14 protein-coding genes and 1 pseudogene are annotated in these 20999 nt (G+C 68.3%); 11 read left to right on the top strand and 4 right to left on the bottom strand.

Annotated elements, in window-relative coordinates; translation table 11 throughout:
* Positions 1-34: 34 nt before the first annotated feature.
* The 9 genes and pseudogenes from FJ887_RS08625 (at position 35) to FJ887_RS08585 (ending at position 11277) form a co-directional block, all read left to right on the top strand.
* A complete protein-coding gene (locus FJ887_RS08625; protein WP_137823898.1) occupies positions 35-583 on the top strand; it encodes a helix-turn-helix domain-containing protein in 549 nt (182 codons plus the stop codon).
* Positions 584-798: 215 nt separating this feature from the next.
* Positions 799-2460 carry an ATP-binding cassette domain-containing protein gene (locus FJ887_RS08620; RefSeq protein WP_137823899.1) on the top strand — a complete coding sequence of 554 codons (1662 nt, stop codon included), beginning with the start codon at positions 799-801 and terminating at the stop codon, positions 2458-2460.
* Positions 2461-2635: 175 nt separating this feature from the next.
* Complete coding sequence (gene dusB / locus FJ887_RS08615) at positions 2636-3820, top strand: tRNA dihydrouridine synthase DusB (RefSeq protein WP_137823900.1); 1185 nt, start codon at positions 2636-2638, stop codon at positions 3818-3820.
* 2 nt (positions 3821-3822) lie between these two features.
* Positions 3823-5130, top strand: a complete 1308-nt coding sequence (locus tag FJ887_RS08610) for a deoxyguanosinetriphosphate triphosphohydrolase (protein ID WP_171006925.1) — start codon at positions 3823-3825, stop codon at positions 5128-5130.
* Positions 5131-5133: 3 nt separating this feature from the next.
* Positions 5134-7188, top strand: coding sequence for a DNA primase (dnaG, locus tag FJ887_RS08605; RefSeq protein WP_137823901.1), 2055 nt, complete (start codon positions 5134-5136; stop codon positions 7186-7188).
* Positions 7189-7292: 104 nt separating this feature from the next.
* A complete protein-coding gene (locus tag FJ887_RS08600; RefSeq protein ID WP_137823902.1) occupies positions 7293-7931 on the top strand; it encodes a TetR/AcrR family transcriptional regulator in 639 nt (212 codons plus the stop codon).
* Positions 7932-8004: 73 nt separating this feature from the next.
* Positions 8005-9777, top strand: a pseudogene (locus tag FJ887_RS08595) (MDR family MFS transporter); the annotation flags it as partial.
* Positions 9719-10684: a D-2-hydroxyacid dehydrogenase gene (locus FJ887_RS08590; RefSeq protein ID WP_137823904.1), complete on the top strand. Its 966-nt coding sequence runs from the start codon at positions 9719-9721 to the stop codon at positions 10682-10684. The pseudogene FJ887_RS08595 and the gene FJ887_RS08590, both read left to right, overlap by 59 nt.
* Positions 10681-11277, top strand: a complete 597-nt coding sequence (locus FJ887_RS08585) for a hypothetical protein (RefSeq protein ID WP_137823905.1) — start codon at positions 10681-10683, stop codon at positions 11275-11277. Before FJ887_RS08590 ends, FJ887_RS08585 begins: the two co-directional genes overlap by 4 nt.
* 111 nt (positions 11278-11388) lie before the next feature.
* On the opposite strand, the gene FJ887_RS08580 is transcribed toward FJ887_RS08585, so the two are convergent.
* Together FJ887_RS08580 and FJ887_RS08575 are read right to left on the bottom strand one after the other, a co-directional pair.
* A complete protein-coding gene (locus FJ887_RS08580) occupies positions 11389-12828 on the bottom strand; it encodes a glyceraldehyde-3-phosphate dehydrogenase (RefSeq protein ID WP_137823906.1) in 1440 nt (479 codons plus the stop codon).
* 45 nt (positions 12829-12873) lie between these two features.
* Positions 12874-13923: a YhjD/YihY/BrkB family envelope integrity protein gene (locus FJ887_RS08575; protein WP_137824104.1), complete on the bottom strand. Its 1050-nt coding sequence runs from the start codon at positions 13921-13923 to the stop codon at positions 12874-12876.
* Positions 13924-14016: 93 nt separating this feature from the next.
* Between FJ887_RS08575 and FJ887_RS08570 the strand changes: the two genes are divergently transcribed.
* Positions 14017-14754 (top strand): DedA family protein, encoded by a 738-nt coding sequence (locus tag FJ887_RS08570; RefSeq protein ID WP_137823907.1) that lies wholly within the window; start codon positions 14017-14019, stop codon positions 14752-14754.
* A gap of 76 nt (positions 14755-14830) precedes the next feature.
* On the opposite strand, the gene FJ887_RS08565 is transcribed toward FJ887_RS08570, so the two are convergent.
* Positions 14831-15892 carry a glutathione S-transferase family protein gene (locus tag FJ887_RS08565; protein WP_137823908.1) on the bottom strand — a complete coding sequence of 354 codons (1062 nt, stop codon included), beginning with the start codon at positions 15890-15892 and terminating at the stop codon, positions 14831-14833.
* Between the two features lie 131 nt (positions 15893-16023).
* A complete protein-coding gene (locus tag FJ887_RS08560) occupies positions 16024-17832 on the bottom strand; it encodes an AMP-dependent synthetase/ligase (RefSeq protein ID WP_249356320.1) in 1809 nt (602 codons plus the stop codon).
* Positions 17833-18027: 195 nt separating this feature from the next.
* On the opposite strand from FJ887_RS08560, the gene leuS reads away from it, so the two are divergent.
* Positions 18028-20976, top strand: a complete 2949-nt coding sequence (gene leuS, locus FJ887_RS08555; RefSeq protein ID WP_137823909.1) for a leucine--tRNA ligase — start codon at positions 18028-18030, stop codon at positions 20974-20976.
* Positions 20977-20999: the final 23 nt, after the last annotated feature.

The raw sequence follows: 20999 nt of genomic DNA, 5'->3' as shown, positions 1-20999 counted from the left end.
GATCTACTATCAGAGATTACATTAGGATGGCACCATGGCGAAGTCAGAGGATCCCGGGGCGCGGGTGTTCGGGGCGCGCATCCGGGCTCGCCGCAAATACAGCAATCTCACCCTCAACGAGCTCGCGATCCGGGCCGGCATCTCCCGGGCCGCGCTGTCGAAGATCGAACGCGGTGAGCAGGACACGTCTGTGTCCAACGCGATGGGGCTCTCCCGCGCGCTCGGCGTCGACGTCGGCGAGCTCCTCGCCGAACCCGAGGTGCTCGTCACCCCGGCCGACGCCATCGTCCCGCACGCCACCTACGGTCCCGGGACCTGGCGCCGCGACCTGCCCTCGCCGAGTGAGAACATCGAGGTCATCCACTACTCGCTCGAACCCCGCAGCGAGACCTCGCCCTTCGCCGCCCACCGCTCGGGATCCCGGGAGACCTTCTTCGTCCTCGCCGGCACCATCGAGATAGTCACAATCGACCGCCGCACGATCCTGCGCGCCGGCGACTGCGCACAGGCCCCCGGCGACGTGCCCCACCAGCTCGCCAACCCCAGCGACCGCTCGGCAGAGCTCATGCTCATCATCACCTGAGCCGGATCCTCACCGGACCGGCGTCAGCAGCGGAGCCGCCGGCCGGGACCGGGCGACCGCCTCGGCGACCTTGACGCACCTGACGCGACTCGGGCATCCTTGTGAGGTCCCACAGTCGAGCGAAGGCAGCGCCTGAGAATGAAGTGACACCTCATTTCCGCACCCGCGGGTGATTCGGACCCGCACCGCACCGCGTGCACGAAATGAGATCACTGATGCCCTCTGCCATCACCCTGTCCGGACTCGGATACCGCCTCAGCGACACCGAGATCCTCACCCGCCTCACCGCCACGATCCCGCTGGGACTCACCGGCCTCGTCGGTGACAACGGGATCGGCAAATCCACTCTCGCCCGGCTCCTCACCGGCGCGCTCGCCCCCACGACGGGGACCGTCACCGGTGCCGCCGGCGCCGTCCACATCGACCAGCTGCTGCCGCACACCGACGACCGCGTCGACGCGATCCTCGGCATCGACGGCATCCGCACGAGCCTGCATCGAGCGCTGCACGGCGAGGCCGCACCAGCCGACTTCGACATCATCGGGGAGGACTGGGACATCGAGGAGCGGGCCCTGTCCGCCCTCGCCGAGGTGGGGCTCGCCCTCACCGCGGACGACCTCGACCGTCGGGCCTCGACGTTCTCCGGCGGGGAGGCGATGCGGATCGGTCTCGCCCGCGCGGCGATGGTCGGGTCCGCGTGGCTCATCCTCGACGAACCGAGCAACAACCTCGACGCGGCGGGCCGGGCCCTGCTCACTGAGCTGCTCGCACGCCGGCCCGGGCCCACCCTCGTCATCTCCCACGACCGCGAGCTCCTCGATGCGATGACGACGATCGTCGAGATGACCGATCAGCTGCGCGTCTACGGCGGGAACTACACCGCGTACGAGGAGATGGTCGCCGCCGAGGAGGAGGCGAAACTGGCGCGGCTGACCGATGCGAAGAAGGCCCACGCGATCGAGAAGCGCCAGCGCATCGACCTCGAGACGACGCTGGCGCGTTCGGACCGGAAGGCCGCGAAGGACAAGGCGAGCAAACGCCGACCGAAGATCGTCATGAACGGACTCACCGACTTCGCGCAGAAGTCAGCGGCCAAACGGCGCGGGGACAAGGCCGCCGACGAGGCCGCGGCCGCCGCTGCCGTGCAGACCGCGAAGGACGCGCTGCGCCGGGACTCCTCGATCACCCTCCACCTGCCCGAGACCGAGGTCCATCCGAGCAAGCGCGTCCTCGAGGTGCGCACGAGCACCCTCGAGCGCCCGCGGACGCTCGTCGGACCGGAGCGGATCCGGCTCACCGGGCCCAACGGCGCGGGGAAGTCGACACTCCTCGCCGCCGTCCGCGGCGCCGCACCGACCGCGGACGGCGACAGCGGTGGGTTGGGCGGCGATCACGGCGACAGCGGCGGGCCGGGCAGCGGCAGCCTTGTCGACGAGCTCTTCCCCGGCCTCGAGCTGCAGGTGTCCGTGCCGATCGGCCACCTCGACCAGCAGTACCGCCTGCCCGCCGCGCTCAGCGTCATGGAGGCGGTGCGCCGGCCGAACCCCGGTCTTGAGAAGCACCGCATCCACGAGGTGCTCGCCGCCATGGGCCTGCGCGCCGAGCGGACCGCCCAGCTGTGCGGCACGCTCTCGGGCGGGGAGCGCTTCCGCGTCGCGCTGGCCGCGACCCTGCTCTCCGACCCCGCCCCGCAGCTACTCATCCTCGACGAACCCGGCAACAACCTCGACGTCGCCTCGCAGCGGGCGCTCACCTCGGCGCTCGAGGGATACGGGGGAGCGATGCTCGTCGTCACCCACGACGACCGCCTCGCCGCCGACCTCTGCCTCGACGCCGTCTGGGAGGTGCACGACCTGCGCGGGGAGGACGACCGGTGAACGGCCGTCCCGCGCACACGCCGCCCGGCACTCCTCCCGCGCACACGTCGCCTGGCACTCCTCCCGTGCCGACCCACGGGCGCGGTGTGACCAGGGAATATGCCGCACCGCCTCGGTGTTGCGGGACTGTGAGCAAGGGGACGATGCCCGATTTGGCAGGCTTTGGGATAATGGCATGGTGAGTGTCATCAGCCCCAGCCCAGAATCCACCGCCCAGACCGTCGAGCCGCTGCGCATCGGTCCCATCGAGCTGTCCTCCCCGGTCGTGCTCGCACCGATGGCGGGGATCACGAACACCGCGTTCCGGCGCCTGTGCCGCGAGTACGGGGCGGGCCTCTACGTCACCGAGATGGTGACCTCCCGCGCGCTCGTCGAACGCAGCCCCAAGAGCATGCGCATCATCCACCACGAGCCGTACGAGACCCCGCGCTCCGTCCAGCTCTACGGCGTCGACCCGGTGACGATCGGACAGGCCGTGCGGATGCTCGTCGACGAGGACCGCGCCGACCACATCGACCTCAACTTCGGCTGCCCGGTCCCCAAGGTCACCCGCAAGGGCGGCGGCTCGGCCCTGCCGTGGAAGAAGGACCTCTTCCAAGCGATCGTCACGACCGCCGTCGAGGAGGCCGACCGCGGCGGCATCCCGCTGACGGTGAAGATGCGCAAGGGCATCGACGCCGACCACCACACCTACCTCGACGCCGGGGAGACCGCGCGCAACGCCGGGGTCGCAGCGATCGCCCTCCACGGGCGCACGACCGCCGACCTCTACTCCGGAACCGCGGACTGGGACGCGATCGCCCGGCTCAAGGACCACCTCGGCGACACCGTTCCCGTGCTCGGCAACGGTGATATCTTCTCCGCCGAGGATGCGCTCGAGATGATGCGCACGACCGGCTGCGACGGGGTCGTCATCGGTCGCGGATGCCAGGGTCGGCCGTGGCTGTTCGGTGATCTCGCGAATGCGCTGAACGGCAGCGCCGATCGTCATCGTCCCGGACTCGCCGAGGTGGCCCGGGCGGTGCGTCTCCACGGCGAATACCTCGTCGACTACTACGGCGAGGAGTTCTACGGGGTGCGCGACCTGCGCAAGCACATCGCGTGGTACTTCAAGGGCTACCCCGTCGGCGGCGACCTGCGCAGCCGGCTGGCGATGGTCTCCTCGCTCGCCGAGCTCGACGCACTGCTCGCCGAACTCGGCGACGCCCCCTACCCGGGTGAGGCCGCCGAAGGCTCGCGCGGACGGACCACCCGTCCCAAGCGCCCCCACCTGCCCGAGGGCTGGCTCGACTCCCGCGTCTTCGATGAGAGCGGCTCCGCCGATCTCGCTGAGGCCGAACTCGACGTCTCGGGAGGATGAGGATGCCCACCGACACCTCCGCGCGCATCGCCCGGGCCTCGGGCAGCGTCGCGGACTACTCGCCGCGCGACGAGGAGCGCTGGGTCATCGAACCGGCGAAGAACCCGCGCCGTTCGGCCTTCCAGCGCGATCGGGCGAGGGTCCTCCATTCCTCGGGGCTGCGCCGCCTCGGAGCGAAGACGCAGGTCGTCTCGCCCGGCACCGACGACTTCGTCCGCACCCGGCTCACGCACTCCCTCGAAGTCGCACAGGTCGGGCGCGAACTCGCCCGCTACCTCGGCTGCGACCCCGACATCGTCGACACCGCGTGCCTGAGCCACGACCTCGGGCATCCGCCCTTCGGCCACCACGGGGAGACGATCCTCGACCGGCTCTGCGCCGACATCGGCGGATTCGAGGGCAACGCGCAGACCCTGCGCCTCGTCACCCGGATCGAACCGAAGGTCATCGCCCCCGACGGCCGTCCGGCCGGGCTCAACCTCACCCGGGCCAGCCTCGACGCGCTGACGAAGTACCCGTGGCCGCGCGCCGAAGCCGCGGCCGGGCGACGCGACTCCGGGGTGCGGAAGTTCGGCGTCTACGACGACGACCTCGCCGTCTTCGACTTCTACCGGGACGGCGTCGACAACGGCCGCCGCTGCCTCGAAGCCCAGGTCATGGACTTGGCCGACGACATCTCGTACTCCGTTCACGACGTCGAGGACGCCGTCGTCGCCGGTCACCTCCGCCTCGGCGAATTCGCCGACGAGGTCCGCCGCTTCGAGCTCTTCGAGATCACCCGCCAGTGGTACCTGCCCGAGACCGATGACGCGGAGATGGACAAGGCGCTCACCAGGCTGCAGGCCGCCGCGTACTGGCCGGCCGAGGACTTCGACGGGTCACGGCGGGCCCAGGCGGCGCTCAAGCACATGACGAGCCAGCTCATCGGCCGCTTCGTCGGGGCCGCGGAGGCCGCCACCCGTGAGGAGTACGGCTGGGAGCCCCTCAACCGCTACGCCGCCTCCCTCGTCGTGCCCGAGTCCACGGCCGTCGAGATCGCCGTGCTCAAGGGCATGGCGACACTGACCGTCATGGTCGCCGAGGACCGCCTGCGCCTCCACGACATCCAGGACACCGTGATCACGAACCTCGCCGAATGGTACGACGCCCACCCCGACGGGCTCGACCCGATGTTCGCCGCCGACCACGCAGAGGCCGCCGACGACGCGGCCCGGCTGCGGGTCATCGCCGACCAGATCGCCTCGCTGACCGACCATTCGGCGTGGACGCTCTACCACCGGATCCAGGCGGGGGCGGGGGACCGGCTCTAGACCATGGCGGGACTCATCAAGCGCGAGGACATCGACGAACTGCGCTCGCGCACGCGCATCGACGAGGTCGTCGGAGAGTTCGTCACGCTCAAGACCGCGGGCATCGGCTCCCTCAAGGGACTGTGCCCGTTTCACGATGAGAAGACCCCGTCGTTCCATGTCCGCCCGCAGGTCGGGATGTACCACTGCTTCGGCTGCGGGGAATCCGGTGACGTCTTCACCTTCCTCCAGAAGGTCGAACAGCTCAGCTTCGTCGAGGCCGTCGAGATGCTCGCCGGCCGCATCGGCATGCACCTGCGCTACGAGGACGGCAAAGGCCCCGACCGAGAGCAGGCGAGCAGGCGGCAGCGCCTCCTCGAGATGCACGAGGTCGCCGAGCGCTTCTTCGCCGCAGCGCTGTCCGAGGAGGCCGGGCAGATCGCGCGCGACTTCCTCGCCGCGAAGGGCTTCCCGGTCGGTGAGCACCCCCGCTTCGGCATCGGCTTCGCCCCGAAGTCGTGGGATGCCCTGACCGGTCATCTGCGCCGGGCCGGCTTCAGCGATGAGGAGATCCTCGCCGCCGGTCTGGCCAGCGAGGGCAGCCGCGGCATCTACGACCGGTTCCGCGGACGCGTGATGTGGCCGATCCGGGACATGACGGGGCGGACGATCGGCTTCGGGGCCCGCCGGCTCTTCGACGACGATCAGGGGCCGAAGTACCTCAACACCCCGGAGACCGCGCTCTACCACAAGAACCAGGTGCTCTACGGCCTCGATCTCGCCAAACGCGACATCGCGAAGACCAAGCGCGTCGTCATCGTCGAGGGCTACACCGACGTCATGGCCGCTCAGCTCTCCGGCGTCACCCAGGCGGTGGCGACGTGCGGCACCGCCTTCGGCGCCGAGCACGTCAAGATCGTCCGCCGGCTCTTAGGCGATGACCCCAGCGGGCAGGTGATCTTCACCTTCGACGGCGACGAGGCCGGGCAGAAGGCGGCGCTCAAGGCCTTCGAGTTCGAGTCCGAGTTCACCGCGCAGACCTTCGTCGCCGTCGAACCCTCGGGACTCGACCCCAACGATCTGCGGCTGGAGAAGGGCGATGCGGCGATCCGTGAGCTCATCGAGGGCCGCAAACCGCTCTTCGAGTTCGTCATCACCACCGCGATCGCGCAGTTCGACCTCGACACCGTCGAAGGCCGGATCGCGGCAGTGAAGGCCAGCGCCGAGGTGCTCGCGGGGATCCGTGACCGCAACAGTCTCAGCCACTACCACCGGTTCGTCGCCGGGCGCATCGGCGTCGACATCGACGAGGTCGAGGCGGCCGTCAAGACCGCCCGGAGACATCCGCGCCCGACCGGGTCCGACCGCGGCCGCTCGGCACAGGGGCCCGGACAGACCGCCGGAGCGCGCCAGGGTCAGGGTGCCGGCCCCGGGCGCGACCAGGCTGTCCCGGCCCACCCCGGGCAGCGACGCGAGCAGGCGCACCCGCCCAACGGCGAGGGCCGTCCCACCGGCGGCCGCCGGCAGCAGGCGAGCCCGGCCGCTGACGACGTCGGCATCGAGTACGTCTACGACGAGCGCCCCGACGTCTCCGATCTCTCCGCACCGATCACCCCGACGCGGCTGAAGACGGAGAAGGGCGCGCTCATGGTCGCCCTCCAGCACCCCGAGTTCGTCAACGCGAAGCTCTTCGACTCGCTGTCGGAGAAGGCCTTCGAACATCCCGGACACCGCCGGATCCAGGCGGCGCTCAAGCAGGCCGGGGGACTGCGCGCGGCCGCCGCTGCCCCCGGACGGTGGACCGAGACCGTCATGGAGGCCGCCGGCGACGAGCTCGGACCCGACGTCGCCCGTCTCCTCGTCACCCCGCTGCCGGTGTCCGAAGGAGTGAGTGCGGAGAAGTTCGCGCAGGGAATCGTCGCGAAGCTCTTCGACTACGACCTCGAGCGCATCGCCAAGGAGCTCCACTCGCGCCTGCAGCGCCAGAGCTCCGGCGATGCCGAGGCGCAGACCGCGCTCCTGCGCCAGCTCCAGGTCCTCGAGCAGCACCGGGTGCGACTGCGCGAACTCATGACCTGAGATCCCGCCCTGCGGAGGCGGCGAGACGCGTCGGAAGAGTGAAATACTGCACAGATGCAATTTTGCAGTTGATGAAAAGTTGCATCTAGTGCAGAATTATTCGCATGGCTGAGAACGAATCGCTGCGGACCCGGAAAGCCCGTGAGACCCGCACCGCCATCCATGAGGCGGCGCTCACGCGCGTCCTCGACGAAGGGCTCGAAGCGACGACGGTGGCGAACATCGCCGCCGACGCCGGCGTGTCCCCGCGGACGTTCTTCAACTACTACGCGACGAAGGAAGACGCGATCGTCGGTCTCGACGTCGCGAACATCGACGACCAGCTCGTCGCCGACTACGTCGAATCCGACTCAGGCTTCGACACGCTCGCCGAGGACACCGCGAACTTCGTGCGCGAGGCACTCCTCATCGGCACCGAACCCGGACTCTCGAGTCGCCGGCGCGAGCTCTTCGTCGCGTATCCGCAGCTCGTGGGCCGACGCTTCGACCAGGTCGAGGCGCTCGAGGAGCGGGTCTCCGAATACGTGCTCGCCCGGCTCCGGTTCCTCGGTCAGGAGTTCTCGACCGAGGACTCGGCATGGCGCAGCGCCCGGATGCTCACCCAGATGTGCATGGTGCCGCTCCACCATGCGATCCGCGTCGTCAAGCACGCACCCGAACTCGTCGTCGACGAGGAGAGCACCCAGCGGATCTACGACGATTCCCTCGGGCTCTTCCTCAAGGTGCTCGAGAGACTGCGATGAGGACATGACACCGCCCCGCGGTCACGGAGTCGGCGAGGACAGAGACCATTGCGCTGAGAGAACAGATGAGGGAAGAATGAGGGCCGAGAGCCAGGACATGACACAGACAGCCGAAGCACCTGAGAACCACAGCAATGACGCCGCCCCGATGACGACCTCGGCGATCATTCTCCTCTTCGTGGGGTTGATGATCGCGATGTTCATGTTCTCCCTCAACCAGACCGTGCTCGCCACGGCCCTGCCGACGATCGTCGGCGAACTCGACGGCGTCGACCAGATGCTCTGGGTGTCGACGGCCTTCATGCTCGCCTCGACGATCATGATGCCGATCTACGGCAAGGTCGGCGACCTCTTCGGCCGCAAGCCGCTGTTCATGTTCGCGATCAGCTGCTTCCTCGCCGGCTCCGTCTTCGCCCTCCTCGCCCAGGACATGTCGCTGCTGATCTTCGGCCGGGTCCTCCAGGGCATCGGCGGTGGGGGCATGATGATCCTCTCGCAGTCGATCATCGCCTCCGTCGTCCCACCGCGCGAGCGCGGCAAGTACATGGGCATCATGGGCTCGGCCTTCGCCGTGTCCTCGGTCGCCGGCCCCCTCATCGGCGGATGGCTGACGGAGGGCCCCGGTTGGCGCTGGGCGTTCGCGATCAACTTCCCGCTCGGGATCATCGCCCTCATCGCCGCCGCGGTCTTCCTCAAGATCCCCAAGCAGACCCACGGCCCACGGCCGAAGATCGACGTCGGCGGCATGGCGCTCATCTCCGTCATCACCTCGTGCATCGTCCTCGTCTCCGCGTGGGGCGGCCACGACTACGCGTGGGGCTCGTGGCAGATCAACGGTCTCATCGTCCTCGGGGCGCTCGCGATCATCGCGTTCGTCATCGTCGAGGCGAAGGTGAGCGAACCGGTCATCCCGCTGTGGCTGTTCAAGAACCGCGACTTCCTCCTCGCGACGATCGCCGGTCTCTTCATCGGCGTGAGCATGTTCGGCGTCCTGTCCTACATGCCGACCTACCTGCAGATGGTCCACGGCATCGACGCGACCGTCGCCGGACTCATGATGGTCCCGATGATGGGCACGATGCTCATCTCCTCGACCCTGACCGGCTTCGTCGTCGCCCGCACCGGCAAGTACAAGCGCTACCCGCTCACCGGCATCCTCCTCATCGGCGTCTCGCTCATCCTGCTCTCGACCCTCAAGGCCGACAGCCCGGTGTGGGAGCCGATGGTCGGACTCGCCCTGCTCGGCCTCGGCCTGGGACTGAGCATGCAGATCCTCGTCCTCGTCGTCCAGAACGCCTTCCCCGTCGAGATGGTCGGCACGGCGACCGCGTCGAACAATTACTTCCGCCAGGTGGGCGCGACGCTCGGCATGGCGTTCATCGGCTCGGTGTTCACCCAGCGCCTGCTCGAGAACATCGAGTCCGGCATCCGCAGCCTCGCCGCCTCGAACCCGAACCTCGAGCTGCCGCAGATCTCGTCGACCGGGCTGACCCCGCAGATCGTCGGGGACCTGCCCGAACCGATCCACGCGCTCATCATCAACGCGTACAACGACGCGCTCGTCCCGCTCTTCCTCTGGGTCGCGCCGCTGGCGTTCCTCGGCTTCGTCATCCTCCTCTTCCTGCCGAACACGCCGCTCGCGTCGACGCTGAAGAGCCAGGACGCCGCCGCCCGTGAGCATGTCGTCACCCACGAACACGCCGCCGAGGTGCCCGTCGACGCCGATTCCTCGCTGCAGGGGCCATCCGATAGTCTGGCTGTGCCGCTGACCACGAAGGACTCCACGGATGACGACACTGACGATTCTCAACCCGCCAGGCAGCCCGGTTCCCGACCGGCTCACTGAGCTCGGCCGCCGTGACGACGTCGACATCCGCATCGTCACGGCAGACCGCCTCGGCGAGGCCCTGCCCGGCACCGAGGTGCTCCTCCTCTGGGACTACTTCTCCACAGCACTGACCGAGGTCTTCGACGCAGCCGACGAGCTGCGCTGGATCCACGTCGCGGCCGCCGGTGTCGATGCGCTCCTCTTCGACGAGCTCATCGCCTCCGAGGTCGTCGTGACGAACGCCCGCGGAGTCTTCGACCGGCCGATCGCCGAGTTCGTCCTCAGCCTCGTCCTCATGCACGCGAAGTCGGCGCTCGGCTCGCTCGCCGACCAGCGGGAGCACCGCTGGAACCGACGCTCGACCCGTGACCTCGCCGGCACACGGGCCCTCATCGTCGGCACCGGGGCGATCGGTCGGGAGATCGCCCGCGTGCTGCGCGCCCTCGGCGTCGACGTCAGCGGGGCGGGCAGCCGTGCCCGCAGCGGGGACGCCGACTTCGGCGACGTCATCGACTCCGCCGACCTCGCCGCGCACCTGACCGGGGTCGACTGGGTCATCGACGTCGCCCCGCTCACCGACCGCACCGCGGGTCTCTTCGACGCCGAGGTGTTCGCGGCGATGGAGCCGCACGCGGTCTTGGTCAACGTCGGCCGCGGGGCGACCGTCGACACCGATGCCCTCGTCACCGCGCTGGAGACCGGGGCGATCGCCGGCGCCGGCATCGATGTCGTCGACGTCGAGCCGCTGCCGGCCGACCACCGGCTGTGGGAGGCGCCGAACGTCATCATCACCCCGCACATGTCCGGTGACACCGAGGGGTGGCGCGAGCGGCTCCTCGATCAGTTCCTCGACCTCGTCGAGACGTATCTGTCCGGTCGCCCCTTCGCCCACACCGTCGACAAGGAAGCAGGGTACGTCCGATGAGCACCGCTGAGGTCCCCGACGACCGGGCCTTCCTCGCCCGCACCCTCTCCGACCTCGTCGCGATCCGCCGGGCCCGGCTGCTGAGCATGCTCGTGCTGGCGATGGCGATGCTCGTCGCGGGTCTTGGCGCGGCGCTGCAGGCCCAGGGGGAGCGGGTCGACGCCGTGCTGCTCTTCTCGGCGTTCAGCCTCATCATGATCGGCATCGTCTGCGCCCTCGGCGCGCTCGTCGCATGGACCCGGCTGCGCCGCGACATCCTCGACTCCGTGGCGGCCAGACGACCGGCGAGCACGCGGGCTCCACGGTCGAAGGGCGGGGGCATGGCGGTGGCGATCGCCTTCGTCGTCCTCGGGATCCTCCTCGGCTTCCTGCTCGTGCCCGAGACGCCCATCCTCGCCGGTGCCGTCGTCCTGTCCTGCCTGCTGCTCGCGTGCCTCGGTCCGATCTGGGCCCATGAGCTCTCGACCGGCGATGACCGGCTCGCGTTCATGCTCGCCGACGACGACGACCTTGCCGCCCGGTTCGCGACATTCACCCCGATCTGGCTCCACGACGCGATGGAGACCGAACGCGCGGCCCGCGAGGACCGCTGAGAGACCGGCCGCCTCGGTGCGGGCCCGATCCGACTGCGGATCACGCTGCGCGCCGAAGACGACGAAGCGCCCCCGTCCGAGAGGTCGGGGGCGCTTGCCGGTCGCTGACGATCAGTTCGAGACTGCGGGGAACGACGGGGTGTCGACGTCGGCCATCTCGGCCACGCAGCGGATGACCTGGTGGCTGTAGCCGAACTCGTTGTCGTACCACACGTAGACGACGACGCGGTCCTCGTCGACGATCGTGGCCAGACCGTCGACGACACCCGCGCGTCGCGAGCCGACGAGGTCGGTCGAGACGAGCTCGGGGGAGGCGACGTAGTCGACCTGGTTGCGCAGCGGCGAGTTCATCGAGGTCTCGCGGAGGAATCCGTTGAGCTCGTCGACGGTCGTGGGGTTCTCGAGGTTGAGGTTGAGGATCGCCATCGACACGTTCGGGGTGGGCACGCGGATCGCGTTGCCCGACAGCTTGCCCTTGAGCTCCGGCAGCGCCTTGGCCACGGCCTTCGCCGCACCCGTCTCCGTGAGCACCATGTTCAGACCCGCCGCACGTCCGCGACGCGAGCCCTTGTGGAAGTTGTCGATGAGGTTCTGATCGTTCGTGAACGAGTGCACCGTCTCGACGTGGCCGTTGCGGACGCCGAAGCGGTCGTTGAGCGCCTTGAGCACCGGGGTGATCGCGTTCGTCGTGCACGAGGCCGCCGAGAGGATCGTGTCGGCGTCGGTGATGTCATGCGAGTTGACGCCGAAGACGATGTTCTTGATGTCGCCCTTGCCGGGAGCGGTGAGGATGACCTTTGCAGCACCCTTGGACTGCAGGTGCTTCGACAGGCCCTCTTCGTCGCGCCACTTGCCGGTGTTGTCGACGATGATCGCGTCGTTGATGCCGTACTCGGTGTAGTCGACCGTCGAGGGGTCATCGGAGTAGATGACCTGGATGAGGGTGCCGTTGGCGAGGATCGTGTTGTTCTCCTCGTCGACGACGATGCTGCCGTCGAACTTCCCGTGCACCGAGTCGCGGCGCAGCAGGGACGCGCGCTTGACGATGTCGTTCTCCCCGCCCTTGCGCACGACGATGGCCCGCAGGCGCATCCCGGTGCCGCCGGAGCGTTCGATGAGGATGCGGGCGAGCAGACGGCCGATGCGTCCGAACCCGTAGAGGACGACGTCGCGGGGCTCCCCGTCGGAGGACTCGCTGCCGATGACCGACTCGAGCTCCTCGGCGAGGAACTCCGCCGTCGAGGCGGACTGCTCATCGCGCTTGACGATGAGGCGACCGAGGTCGATGCGCGCGGAGCTGAGGTCGAGCTCGGCGAGCGCCCGGACGACCTCGAGCGTGGTTTCGATGTCGAGCTCTTCGCCGAGGAAGTGGCGGGCGTAGCGGTGGGCCTTGATCATGCCGGTCACGGACTTGCCCTGGAGCGAGCGCCCGAACAGGGTGAGCAGCACGTCGTTGTTGCGGTGGAGGCGGCCGACCAGCGGGATGAGTTCTTCCGCGGCAGTCTGCTTCTTCTCCCACTCGTCGAGACGAGCGGCTGTTGCTTGAGTCAAAGGTCGAGTCCCCTTATATTCAATTGGTCGATTCCCGCCCCAAGTCTACCGTGTCGACCCCGCGCTCCTTGACCGGCGTTCGTCGTAGCGCTTGAACCCGAGCAGCGTGAGCGCGACGAGTCCGACGCCGGTGATGAGAGCGCCGAGGCTCTGGACCTGAAGCTCGGGCGCGACGAACCTGCGGTGCGGGGCCGAGTCCTCCGGCAGCGGCGGCGGCACCGCGGTGCCGATCCAGGCGGCGACGAAGAGGATGATGCGGGCGAAGACGTTCATCGTCAGCATCACGGCGATGATCGACCCGAACACACCCGCGGCCTTCCCCGCGGAGAAGAGGTCGACGAGGACGGTGGCGAGGTTGAGCAGGATCGTGAAGGCGACGGCGCCGATGAGTGAACCGCGCACCTTCGCCTGCTGATTGACCGGATGCTCGGGCAGCATCGTGAAGAGGAACATGAAGATCAGCCACGAGGCGCCGAAGGTGATGATCATCGGGACGACGACGAGGAGGCCCGACATCCAGCCGGAGAGGTCGAAGAGATCGGTGATGAAGCTGCGCAGCCCCGTGCCGATGACCGTGAGGCCGGCGGTGAGCAGCAGACCGACGATGAGTCCGAGCAGGGTCACGGTGTTCGAGAAGAACTTCTTGACCAGCGGCTGGTTGACGTCGTCGTCGAAGTCGTCGTGGAGCTGGGCGCGGACGGCCGCGCCGAGGTTGCCGATGAATCCCTGCCCGGTGTAGAGACCGGCGAGGATGCCGAAGATCCCGACCGCCTGCCAGTCGTTGAGGAATCCCTCGAGCTGGTCGGTCAGGGTCGAATTGCCGGGGGAGAAGTCCTCGATCTGCTGGGTGATGACGGGAACGAGGTCGGGTCGGACGACGTCGAGGACGAAACCGAGTCCTGCGAAGGTGAACATCGCGATCGGAATGACCGCGAGAACGAGGAAGTACGTGATCGCGGCCCCGAACTGGTTGCCCAGGCGCGTGATGAAGCGCTGGACGGCGCGAACGAGATGGGCGGGGCCGGGCTGATTGATCGCCTGGTGGCCGGCTTCGGCCATGGGACTGCGTGAGGCCAGGATCTTCGCTGGTGTCACTGGGTGCTCCTCCTTCTTGGGCATCGCCTTACAGACTATCCGCTGGGAGCGCTCTGTGAGCGAAAGGTCGACCTGTTCTCTACACTACAGAACATGCCGCTCACCGCTTCGACCTCCGTCCTGGTCACGGCCTCCGCCTCCGGCGCCGCTGAGAACCTCAGCGGCTTCTCCGCGTGGACGGTGGCGATCATGGAGACGCTCGGGCCCCTCGGCGTCGGGTTCCTCGTGTTCCTCGACAACATCTTCCCGCCGATCCCGAGCGAGCTTGTGCTGCCGCTGGCCGGCTTCACGGCGAGTCGCGGTCAGCTCAGTCTCGTCCTCGCCATCGTCTTCGCCACGATCGGATCGGTCGTCGGGGCTCTCGTGCTCTACGCGGTGGGCCGGTGGATCGGACTCGACCGGATCGTGCGGATCGCGGTGAAGATGCCGCTCGTCGACGTCGCCGACGTCCACAAGACGATCGCGTGGTTCGACCGCCACGGTGACAAGGCCGTCTTCTTCGGGCGGATGATCCCGATCTTCCGCTCCCTCATCTCCATCCCGGCAGGCATGCGGGCGATGCCGATGCTCAAGTTCCTCCTCCTCACGGCCGCCGGCAGCACGATCTGGAATACGATCCTCATCGTCGCAGGCTTCTACCTCGGTGAGAACTGGTCGATCGTCGAGACCTACGCCGGGTACTTCCAGACGCTCGTCATCGTCGTCGTCGCGGTCGCCGTCGTCGCGTGGATCGTGCTCAAGGTCCGCAAGCGGCGTCGCCAGCGCGCGACGGGAACCCACGACTCCGACTTCGAGCGGGAGCAGGACGCCGAGCCCGGCGGCACCCCTTAAGCGATGAATGAGCGAAGCCCGACCAAGTGGTCGGGCTTCAGTCATTCACCTCGGCGGAATGGAGCGTCCACCGGGCTCACTTCACCCAGGCCGCCGCGGTGCTCTCGAACGGAACCTCCTCGCCCGTTGCCACCGGACCGGGAGCAGTGCCGTCGCCGAACGGCGAACCGCCGAGCTCCTCACGACCGTGCGGAGTCAGCCAGCCCGACAGGTCCGGACCGACGGGAACGATGCCGGTGGGATTCACGTCCTTGTGGACGATGTAGTAGTGGTCCTTGATCTGCGGGAAGTCGATCGTGTCGCCGAATCCCGGCGTCTGATAGAGGTCGCGGGCGTAGCCCCAGAGGTTCGGGAAGTCCCGCAGCGCGGTGCGGTTGGCCTTGAAGTGCCCGTAGTAGACGGGATCGAAGCGCGCGAGCGTCGTGAAGAGCCGGACATCGGCCTCGGTGATCGACTCACCCATGAGGTAGCGCCGGGTCGCCAGCCGCTCCTCGACGGTGTCGAGGGCAGTGAACAGACGGTCGAAGGCCTTCTCATAGGCCTCCTGCGAGCCGGCGAAGCCCGACCGGTAGACCCCGTTGTTGATCTCCGTGTAGATCATCCGCATGAGGGACTCCATCTCGTCCCGTGACTCCTCCGGCCACAGGTTCGGCGCACCCTCGCGGTGGTAGGCCGTCCACTGGGTCGAGAAGTCCTCGGTGATCTGCGCGAAGTCGTTCGTCACGACCGCACCGGAGGGGATGTCGACGATCGCGGGCACCGTGATGCCACGCGGGTAGTCGGGATAGCGCTTGAAGAACGCCTCCTGGAGCCTCTCGATCCCGAGCACCGGATCGACGCCGCCTGGATCGAGGTCGAAGGTCCACGAGCGCTTGTCGTGGGTGGGCCCGGGCATCCCGAGCGAGATGACGTCCTCGAGACCGAGGAGACGTCGGACGATGACCGTCCGATTGGCCCACGGGCAGGCGCGGGCGGCGATGAGGCGGTAGCGGCCGGGTTCGACGGGCCACTGCGCGTCGGGATCGTCGAGGATGCGGTCCTCGATGTAGTTCGTGTCGCGGTTGAACTCCGCGCCCTTCTCGACGTACGAGCCGGACGTGTCTGTGTCGGCGGTGTTCGTCTCGGTGTCGTTCGACATGGGGATGTCCTCTCTCACGCGACTGAGTGCGTCGGGTCGGCCGCCCGGGGTGAGCGGGCGACCGACCCGACGTCACGATGGTTGAAACTTCATCTTACTCAGCTGACCATCGCCGCGTCTCCCCACCCGCCTCAGTCGGCGTAGAGCGCTTCGATCTCGTCGGCGAAGTCCTTGCCGAGCAGGTGGCGCTTGACCGACTGCTTCGCCGAGAGATAGCCGTTGGCTTCGCTGAGCTCGACGGGCACGATGCGGAACTTCTTGATGCCCTCGGCCCGGGAGACGGTCCGATTGACGCGCTCGATCGCCTTCTCGATCGTCTGGCGCACGGTCTCGTCCTCGGCCGCCTCGGCGAGGGTCATCTCCGGCAGATCATGATTTTTAAGCCACGTCGGCAACATCTCCGGGTCGAGGAAGATCAGTGCGGTGATGTACTTGCGGTTGTCGCCGACGAGCACCGGCTGGCCGATGATCGGGTGGCGGCGCAGCGCGTCCTCGAGCGGGGCGGGGGCGATGTTCTTGCCGCTCGAGGTGACGATGAGCTCCTTCTTGCGCCCGACGATGCTGAGGTAGCCGTCCTCGTCGAGCGACCCGAGGTCACCGGTGGCGAACCAGCCGTCGTGAAACTCCTTGGCCGTGGCCTCGGGGTTCTTCCAGTACTCGCGGAAGACGGGCACGCCCTTGGCGAGGATCTCGCCGTCGGGGGCGATCGCCACGGTCGCTCCGGGCAGGGGCACGCCGACGGTGCCGATCTTCGAGTTCTCGGGGACGTTGACCGTGATCGGGGCCGTCGTCTCCGTGAGGCCGTAGCCCTCGAGGACGACGAGGCCGATGCCGCGGTAGAAGTGGCCGAGGTGGGTGCCCAGCGGCCCGCCGCCGGAGACCGCCCACTTGACGTTGTTGCCCATGATCTCCCGCAGCTTGCGGTAGACGAGGGTGTCGAAGAGCGCGTGCTGGGCCTTGAGCGTGAGCGGGACCTTGCCGGCGTCGAGGGCCTTCGAATAGGCGACGGCGACCTGCTCGGCCCGGCGGAAGATCTTCTCCTTGCCGCCGGCCTGCGCCTTCGCGAGCGCGGAGTTGAAGACCTTCTCGAAGACCCGGGGCACGCCGAGGATGAACGTCGGCTTGAAGCTGCCGAGGGCGTCGGTGAGCTTCGTCAGGTCGGCCTGGTGGGCGAGCAGCCCTCCCGTGCTCACGCAGAGGACCTCGATGAAGCGGGCGAAGACGTGGGCCTGGGGGAGGAAGAGGAGGCAGCGGGCGTCACCGCCGGTGACCTCGCTGATCTGCTCTTCGGCGGCCTGTGCGGTCTGGACGAAGTTCGCATGCGTGAGCACGCAGCCCTTGGGCCTGCCCGTCGTCCCGGAGGTGAAGATGATCGTCGCGATCGACTCGCTGCCGACCTCGCTGCGGCGGGCCTCGAGGTCGGCGTCGCTGACGGATTCGCCCGCGGCGGCGAGCTCGCGGAAGGCGCCCTCGTCCCAGATCCACAGCGTGGGGGCCGGAAGCCCCGCGGCGGCCGCGGCGTCGCGGACGCGCTGGGCGTGCTCCTGCGTGGCGACGAGGCCGGCGGTGACCTCGGCGTTCTCGAGCATCCACGCGAGCTGATCCTGCGAGGAGGTGTCATAGAAGGGCACGGAGATCGCGCCGGCGAACCACACGGCGTAGTCCGACAGCGTCCAGTCGAAGGAGGTCGGACCGAAGATGCCGACCTTGTCCTCGAGCCCGACCCCGGAGGCCATGAGTCCCTTGGCGACGGCGCGGACCTCATCGACGAACTCCGCCGTCGTCACCTCGACCCACTCGTCGCCGACGGCCTTGGCCAGTGCCGGATGGGTGGGGGCGGTGGCGAGGCGGTTGAGAAGGATGTCGGTCGTCGACGACGTCGTGTCCACCTCGTACCCGACGACCGGAGTGGCTGACTGGGGCATTGTCTGTGGGCTCATGCGTACTCCTTCGGGACATAAGTTACTGCCCAGTTACTTTACTGTGCGATCGTTAAGTACTTTACTGTGCGAACGTTCAGCCGTGAAATCGATCACGTTTGCCGGGTGATCATGTCTCGTCTGCAGTCTAGCCAGTTCAGCGCGTGAGCGTTCAGGCTACGATGGATCAAACCCGATCACTGGCGAAGGAAGGTAATGTCGACGAACCCTGAGGACACCGGTTTCCGCTACGACGCGGAACTGGCGGAGAAGATCGAGACGTCATGGCAGCGCACCTGGGAGCAGGCGGGAACGTACCACGCCCCCAACCCGACCGGTGATCTCAGCCAGGACCTCGCCGCCTCCGCCCCGCAGTCCTCGTACGGGCCGCCGGACAACCTCGGCGAGCGGGAGTCCCTCTACATCATGGACATGTTCCCGTACCCCTCGGGTGCGGGCCTCCACGTCGGCCATCCGCTCGGGTATCTCGGCACCGACGTCTTCGGCCGCTATCAGCGGATGCGCGGACGCAACGTCATGCACGCGCTGTCCTACGACGCCTTCGGACTGCCCGCCGATCTCTACGCGGTGCAGACGGGCCAGCATCCGCGGATCACGACCGACGCGAACATCACGAACATGACCGGTCAGCTGCGTCGCCTCGGGCTCGCCCACGACGCGCGTCGCAGCTTCGCGACGACCGACGACGACTTCGTCAAGTGGACGCAGTGGATCTTCCTGCAGATCTTCAACTCGTGGTACGACCCCGAGGCGCAGGCACCGGGGGAGGACTCTGCCGGTGCTGCGCGTCCGATCTCCACCCTCATCGAGCAGTTCGCGAGCGGGCAGCGGCCGACCCCCGACGGGCGGGACTGGGCGCAGCTGAGCGCCGCGGAGCAGGAGGACGTCCTCCAGGGCTACCGGCTGGCCTACGTCTCGGAGTCCCCGGTCAACTGGGCGCCGGGACTGGGCACCGTGCTCGCGAACGAGGAGGTCACCGCCGAGGGTCTGTCCGAGCGCGGCAACTTCCCCGTCTACACGCGCACCCTGCGCCAGTGGAACATGCGCATCACGGCGTATGCCGACCGCCTCATCGACGACCTCGACGCCCTCGACTGGCCGAGTGCGATCCGCGCGATGCAGGTCAACTGGATCGGACGGTCGAAGGGCGCTCTGCTGCGCCTGCCTCTCATGCCCGCCGCTGCCACGGCCGCCGACGCCGATTCGACGACCGAGGAGTCCATCGAGGTCTTCACGACGCGCCCGGACACACTCTTCGGCGCCACCTACCTCGTGCTCTCACCCGAGCACCCGGCCGTCGCCGACCTCACTGCGGCGCAGTGGCCCGAGGGTACGCCCGAGCGCTGGCGCGGAGGAGCAGGCACCCCCGCCGAGGCGATCGCCGCCTACCAGCGTGCGGCCGCGGCCAAGACCGACGCCGACCGGCAGCAGAGCCGGGAGAAGACCGGCATCTTCACCGGCTCCTCGGCGCTCAACCCTGCAACCGGTGAGCAGATCCCGATCTTCGTCGCCGACTACGTCCTCATGGGCTACGGCACCGGGGCGATCATGGCGGTGCCCGCCGAGGACGCCCGCGACTGGGAGTTCGCGAAGGAGTTCGGTCTGCCCTACGTCCGCACGGTACAGCCCCCGGAGGGCCACGACGAGGACTCGCCGTACACGGGCGAGGGGGTGATGATCAACTCCGCGAACGAGTCGATCGACGTCAACGGCCTGTCGATCGCCGAGGCGAAGGCCGCGGTCACCGCATGGCTGGCCGGTCTGGGGCTGGCCGAGGAGACGACGCAGTACCGGCTGCGCGACTGGCTCTTCTCCCGCCAGCGCTACTGGGGTGAGCCGTTCCCGATCGTCTACGACGAGCACGGCACCCCGATCGCGCTGCCCGACGACCAGCTGCCCGTCCAGCTGCCCGAGGTCGACGACTTCGCCCCGCGGACCTATGCCCCCGACGACGCCGACTCCCAGCCGGAGCCGGCCCTGTCGCGCAACCGGGAGTGGGTCGAGGTCGAACTCGACCTCGGCGACGGACCGCGCACCTACTACCGCGAGACGAACACGATGCCCAACTGGGCCGGGTCCTCGTGGTACCAGCTGCGCTACGCCGACCCCAACAACTCCGATGCCGTCGTCGACCCGGCCAACGAGGCCTACTGGCTGGGGCCGCGGGCGTCGAAGCCGCGAGGAGGGGCCGACCTCTACGTCGGCGGACAGGAGCACGCGGTGCTCCACCTCCTCTACGCCCGCTTCTGGCACAAGGTGCTCTTCGACCTCGGGTACATCTCCTCGTCCGAGCCGTTCCACCGGCTCGTCAACCAGGGCTACATCCAGGCCTACGCCTACACCGATGCCCGCGGCGTCTACGTCCCGGCCGCCGACGTCGAGGAGCGCACCGACGAGGCGGGCGAGACGACGTTCTGGTACTCAGGCGAGCAGGTCAACCGCGAGTACGGCAAGATCGGCAAGTCGCTGAAGAACTCCGTCATGCCCGATGAGATCTACGACGCCTACGGCGCGGACACGTTCCGCGTCTACGAGATGTCGATGGGGCCGATCGAGCAGGATCGGCCGTGGGAGACCCGAGCCGTCGTCGGCGCGCAGCGCTTCCTCCAGCGCGTGTGGCGCCTCTTCGTCGACGAGGCGACCGGTGAGTCCGTCGTCGCCGCGGGCACCGCCGATCCCGAGACGCTCAAGGTCGCGCACCAGGTCATCGCCGGAGTCCGCGACGACATGGACCACCTGCGCTTCAACACGGCGATCTCGAAGCTCATCGTGCTCACCAACCACCTGACGAAGCAGGGTAGTGCGACCGTCGACGTCCTCGAGCCGTTGGCGATCATGCTCTCGCCCTTCGCCCCGCACCTCGCCGAGGAGCTGTGGAAGCGGCTGGGGCACGAGTCGTCGATCACCTACGTCGACTTCCCCGAGGCCGACCCCGCCTACCTCGTCGCCGACACCGTCACCGCGGTCGTCCAGATCAAGGGCAAGGTGCGCGCGCGGCTCGACGTCGCCCCCGACATCACCGCCGAGGACCTCGAAGCCCTGGCGCTGGCCTCGCCGAACGTCCAGCGCACGCTCGACGGCGCCGGGGTGCGCAAGGTCATCGTCAAGGCACCCAAGCTCGTCAACATCGTTCCCGACGCGTGAACCGCTGACCGGCTCCGGTCACC

It is taken from the genome of Brevibacterium sp. XM4083, assembly GCF_006489205.2.
Lineage (GTDB): Bacteria > Actinomycetota > Actinomycetes > Actinomycetales > Brevibacteriaceae > Brevibacterium.
Note: the sequence above shows the minus strand (reverse complement) of the source record. Positions and strands in the feature narration are given on the sequence as shown.

Excerpts from the sequence above, each read along its gene's own strand:
- FJ887_RS08625 (WP_137823898.1), top strand. The coding sequence starts at position 35 with ATGGCGAAGTCAGAGGATCCCGGGGCGCGGGTGTTCGGGGCGCGCATC.
- FJ887_RS08620 (WP_137823899.1), top strand. The coding sequence starts at position 799 with ATGCCCTCTGCCATCACCCTGTCCGGACTCGGATACCGCCTCAGCGAC.
- dusB (WP_137823900.1), top strand. The coding sequence starts at position 2,636 with ATGGTGAGTGTCATCAGCCCCAGCCCAGAATCCACCGCCCAGACCGTC.
- FJ887_RS08610 (WP_171006925.1), top strand. The coding sequence starts at position 3,823 with ATGCCCACCGACACCTCCGCGCGCATCGCCCGGGCCTCGGGCAGCGTC.
- dnaG (WP_137823901.1), top strand. The coding sequence starts at position 5,134 with ATGGCGGGACTCATCAAGCGCGAGGACATCGACGAACTGCGCTCGCGC.
- FJ887_RS08600 (WP_137823902.1), top strand. The coding sequence starts at position 7,293 with ATGGCTGAGAACGAATCGCTGCGGACCCGGAAAGCCCGTGAGACCCGC.
- FJ887_RS08590 (WP_137823904.1), top strand. The coding sequence starts at position 9,719 with ATGACGACACTGACGATTCTCAACCCGCCAGGCAGCCCGGTTCCCGAC.
- FJ887_RS08585 (WP_137823905.1), top strand. The coding sequence starts at position 10,681 with ATGAGCACCGCTGAGGTCCCCGACGACCGGGCCTTCCTCGCCCGCACC.
- FJ887_RS08570 (WP_137823907.1), top strand. The coding sequence starts at position 14,017 with ATGCCGCTCACCGCTTCGACCTCCGTCCTGGTCACGGCCTCCGCCTCC.
- FJ887_RS08565 (WP_137823908.1), bottom strand. The coding sequence starts at position 15,892 with ATGTCGAACGACACCGAGACGAACACCGCCGACACAGACACGTCCGGC.
- FJ887_RS08560 (WP_249356320.1), bottom strand. The coding sequence starts at position 17,832 with ATGAGCCCACAGACAATGCCCCAGTCAGCCACTCCGGTCGTCGGGTAC.
- leuS (WP_137823909.1), top strand. The coding sequence starts at position 18,028 with ATGTCGACGAACCCTGAGGACACCGGTTTCCGCTACGACGCGGAACTG.